This window comes from Methylobacterium soli (genome assembly GCF_008806385.1).
Taxonomy (GTDB): domain Bacteria; phylum Pseudomonadota; class Alphaproteobacteria; order Rhizobiales; family Beijerinckiaceae; genus Methylobacterium; species Methylobacterium soli.
On the sequence record NZ_VZZK01000049.1, the window covers coordinates 28,998 to 33,202 of the forward strand.

3 protein-coding genes and 2 pseudogenes are annotated in these 4,205 nt (G+C 62.2%); 3 read left to right on the forward strand and 2 right to left on the reverse strand.

The window, feature by feature from the left end; all coding sequences use genetic code 11:
• On the reverse strand, positions 1-442 hold a 442-nt coding region (locus F6X53_RS33455), incomplete at its 3' end, for a 3-hydroxyacyl-CoA dehydrogenase NAD-binding domain-containing protein (RefSeq protein WP_425324709.1).
• Positions 443-726: 284 nt separating this feature from the next.
• Here F6X53_RS33455 and F6X53_RS28300 point away from each other — a divergent pair.
• Positions 727-1,089, forward strand: a pseudogene (locus tag F6X53_RS28300) (transposase); the annotation flags it as partial.
• A gap of 42 nt (positions 1,090-1,131) precedes the next feature.
• Here F6X53_RS28300 and F6X53_RS28305 read toward each other — a convergent pair.
• On the reverse strand, positions 1,132-2,352 hold the full coding sequence (locus tag F6X53_RS28305; RefSeq protein ID WP_151004673.1) for an IS256 family transposase: 1,221 nt from the start codon (positions 2,350-2,352) through the stop codon (positions 1,132-1,134).
• Positions 2,353-2,410: 58 nt separating this feature from the next.
• On the opposite strand from F6X53_RS28305, the pseudogene F6X53_RS28310 reads away from it, so the two are divergent.
• Positions 2,411-2,619, forward strand: a pseudogene (locus F6X53_RS28310) (IS3 family transposase); the annotation flags it as partial.
• 392 nt (positions 2,620-3,011) lie between these two features.
• Positions 3,012-4,154: a glycosyltransferase family protein gene (locus F6X53_RS28315; protein WP_151004674.1), complete on the forward strand. Its 1,143-nt coding sequence runs from the start codon at positions 3,012-3,014 to the stop codon at positions 4,152-4,154.
• Positions 4,155-4,205 lie beyond the last annotated feature (51 nt).

Here is a 4,205-nt window from a genome sequence, read left to right on the forward strand (position 1 = left end):
AGACCACCGCGACCTCGGCCTCGGGGGCGGCCTCGCGGATGATGCGCTCGACCTCGTCGCCGGTGCCGACCGGCACGGTCGATTTGGTGACCACCACGGTGTAACCCGAGAGCGACGCGGCGATCTCCCTGGCGGCGGCGTAGACATAGGTGAGGTCGGCAAAGCCGTCGCCGCGGCGGGAGGGCGTCCCGACCGCGATGAAGACCGCGTCGGCGCCCGCCACCGCCTCGCGCATCGCGGTGGTGAAGGTAAGCCGGCCCTGCCGCGCATTGTCGGCCACGAGGGCCTCGAGGCCGGGCTCGAAGATCGGGATCCGGCCGGCCTTCAGGGCCTCGATCTTGGCCGGATCCTTGTCGATGCAGACCACCTCATGCCCGAAATCGGCGAAGCAGGTGCCCGAGACGAGGCCGACATAGCCCGATCCAACCATCGCGATGCGCACAGGCGAAACTCCTGATTAGTCTGGCTTCTCTCTAGAGCGGAACTCGTTCGATCGAAAGCTATGCTGGGCGGCTGGGCGTTGACGGGGCAAGGAGGAGGCCATGCCAACGACCTTGTCCGTCGATCTACGCCAGCGCGTCGCATGCGCAGTGTCTTCCAGGCGACCTGCCAGCGAGCGACTGAGCGCTTTGGGGTGAGCCGGGTCAGCGCCTGGCGTTGGTCGCAGCAGATGCAGTGAACCGCCCCGGGATTTTCGGAGGCTCCTGATCTTGCGAGGAGGGAGCCATGACGAAGCATGCCCCACCGTTTTCCCCCGAGGTCCGCGAACGCGCAGTGCGGATGGTGCTGGAGCACCAAGGCGAGCACGACACCCAGCATGGCGCGATCCGCTCGATCGCCGCCAAGATCGGCTGCTCGGGTGAGACGCTGCGCAACTGGGTGCGTCAGGCCGAGCGCGACCGGGGCGTGCGGGCCGGACCGACGACGGACGAGCGCGAGCGGATCAAGGCGCTGGAGCGGGAGAACCGCGAACTCCGGCAGGCCAACGAGATCCTCAGGAAGGCATCCGCGTATTTTGCCCACGCGGAGCTCGACCGCCGGTTTCGGTCATGATCGCGGTCACGTGACGATCATCGCGCTACCTACGGGGGGGACTATCGGAAATTCCGTGTGTGGGCGGCGAATTGAACATCAGGCCGCCATGGCCCGGGTGAAGCGCTCACCGAAGATGACGGCGAACTGCGCTTTGGCCATGATCCACTCACGCGGACCCATCTTCCACGCCTTCTCGGAGCGGTTCAAGACGAGGTAGAGCAGCTTCAGCGCAGCCTCGTCGGTCGGGAAGTGACCCCGGGCGCGCACAGCCCGACGCAGCGTGGCGTTCAGAGCCTCAATGGCGTTCGTGGTGTAGAGGATCCGGCGCACCTCGCCGGGGAAGGCGTAGAACGGGACCACCTCGCTCCAGGCCCGCCGGCAGCTCTGGGCGATGGCCGGATAGCGCCGGCCCCACTCGCTCGCCTCGAAGGCCGCTAAGGCCGCCTCGCCGGCAGCGGCATCGAGCGCGCGATAGATGTCCTTCAGCGCGGCCGCCACGAGCTTACGGTCCTTGTAGGAGACGAAGTCGAGGCTGTGGCGCAGGAGATGGACGATGCAGGTCTGGACCGTCGCCTCTGGAAAAACCGACCGGATCGCGTCGGGGAAGCCCTTCAGCCCGTCGACCACGGCCAAGAGCACGTCCTCGACACCGCGGTTCCTCAACTCGTTCATGACCCGCAACCAGAACTTGGCGCCCTCGTTCTGCTCCAGCCACAGGCCGAGGATCTCCTTGGAGCCGTCGGCGCGCACGCCGAGCGCGACGTAAACGGCCTTGTTGCGGACCAGGCCCTCGTCGCGCACCTTGATCCGCAGGGCGTCGAAGAACACGATCGGGTAGACCGGCTCCAGCGGCCGGGCCTGCCAGGCAGCGACCTCCTCCAGCACTGCGTCGGTCACCGCGCTGATCAGGTCGGGCGAGACCTCGATCCCGTAGAGCTCGCGCAGGTGCCCGACGATCTCCCGGGTGCTCATGCCGCGGGCGTACATCGACACGATCTTGTCGTCGAAGCCCGGAAACCGGCGCTGATAGCGGGCGATCAGCTGCGGGTCGAAGGTCGCCTGCCGGTCGCGGGGGATCGCCAGCTCGATCCGGCCGGTCTCGGTGGTCACGGTCTTGCGGCCATAGCCGTTGCGGCTGTTGCCGGCGTCCTCGCCCGCCAGATGGTGGTCCATCTCGGCGTTGAGCGCCCGCTCGGCCAGGGCCTTCTTCAGCGCGTCCAGCAAGCCGTCGGACTCGAACGCCGTCTTGGGATCGGCGCCGGCCAGCAACTGGTCCAGGAGCGCGTCAGGGATGTGCGGTGCTTTCCGTCGTGCCATCGGGGACCTCCTTCGGCTCCACTATGGCCGCCCAACACGAAATTCCTGACAGTCCCCCTACGGGGTCGAGCCGATCTAGCCGAGGTCCTGCCGATCGCCCCGTCGACGTACCACGCCCATGCCGCGCGGCGGGCCGATCCGGAGCGGCTACCGGCTCGGGCCAAGCGCGACGCGGTGCTCATGGTCGAGATATGGAGCGTGCACGAGGCGAACTTCCACGTCTATGCTCGTGCTGCGCACCGAGACATCGAGGCCGACGAAGTGATCCATCGCTCTTCCTCCAGATCCACTCTGAGCTGGATCGGAGAAGCGTAGGCCCCACGCCGGTCACCGTCACACCCAACGCCTCAAGCGCGGCGGGAGCCCATTGACCCATCCTTTTTCGTGCCCGTCTCGGCACAATCCATGCGCCCCAGTTGTTACGTTGCGCGGCTCCAGACTCCGCACAATCGAGGCGGGTCCAAGCACCAAGCGGCATGGACCAAACGTGTTGACGTATCCCCCCGCCTCACAGCTATACGTGTTGCGCAGCGGCGCCTCTTCTCCGGCGAGCACGGTCCAACAGAATGGTTCCAACCTGAAGAGCGAAGGAGATGCCGAACAACAAAAACGGCTTAAGGGTCTAAATCCTCCAGAAGCTCACCGACCGGGATCTAAAAATGAGTATGGCAGAACTGCCGATCGCCATTATGGGCTTTAACCGACCGAATTATCTGCAACGGGTCTTGACATCGCTCAAGACCCAGCAAGGCGTGGACCTGAGCCGTCACAAACTGCTTTATTTTCAGGATGGTAGTATCGACCCGTATTCCGGAGAAGAGCGAGCATCTCAGTCGGACATCGAAAGAAACATAAAGATATTCAAAGATAATTTTCCAGACGGACAAGTTTTTTCTTCAGAAAGTAATCTTGGTGTAGCACTAAATTTTGAACGTGCGGAGAGGGAGGTTTTCGACAATCTATCGGCACCTGCAGCAATTTTCTTGGAAGACGACCTTGTTCTCGGGCCCTTGTATCTGAAGGCCATGTACGAAATGCTGGAACTTGCCTCCAGCCATCCTGAAATTGGCTACGTGAGCGTTTACGGCGATCATATAGCATCGTTAGATGAGCAGCGGAGAAGAAGTGCCGAAATAGCCCTCCTCGGCCATAATTGGGCGTTTGCTTTAACTCAGGCTCAATGGCGTAAATCTGCGCCCTATGTCGAGCAATACTTGGCCCTCGTCCGGGGGGCAGATTATAGGAAGCGTCCCGGTCAAAAAATCAAGGACCTTTTCCATAGCTGGGGCTGTGGCGCCCCGGGTACCAGTCAGGACGTAGCCAAAACGCTCGCCTGTTTTCTGACCGGTGGGGTCAAGCTCAACACCGTTCCGGCATATGGTCAGTACATTGGCGAAATTGGACTACATACCAACCCAGGGCTGTTCGCTAAAATGGGATTTGGTGAGACCAAGGTAATGGAGGATGAACTCCTGTTGCCGCATGAGATTACAACTGAAGCCCTAGTCCAGGTCCGCAAACAGCTCGCATCTTATTGTAATGGCGAGATATCATCAGCTCCGAAGCCTCAAGCTGATCCGCCTATTCGGATGACGGACGCCGAAGTTTCCCTGCTCACGCGCTATCTCAGACGGTCAAAGTTCTACCTTGAGTTCGGCTGCGGCGGATCGACCGCATTGGCTATTCGGGAGTCGAAGGGCATGATTGTGTCCGTTGATTCCGATGCGACCTGGATTAGCAAGCTCAAACAGGTCGCTACTGTCCAGCAGGCCGTTTCTAGCGGCCGTCTAGCAGGGTGTTGAAGAAGTCCGTGGCGTGGCCGAGCTGGGCGTGATTCACTCCTTCCCGGAAGC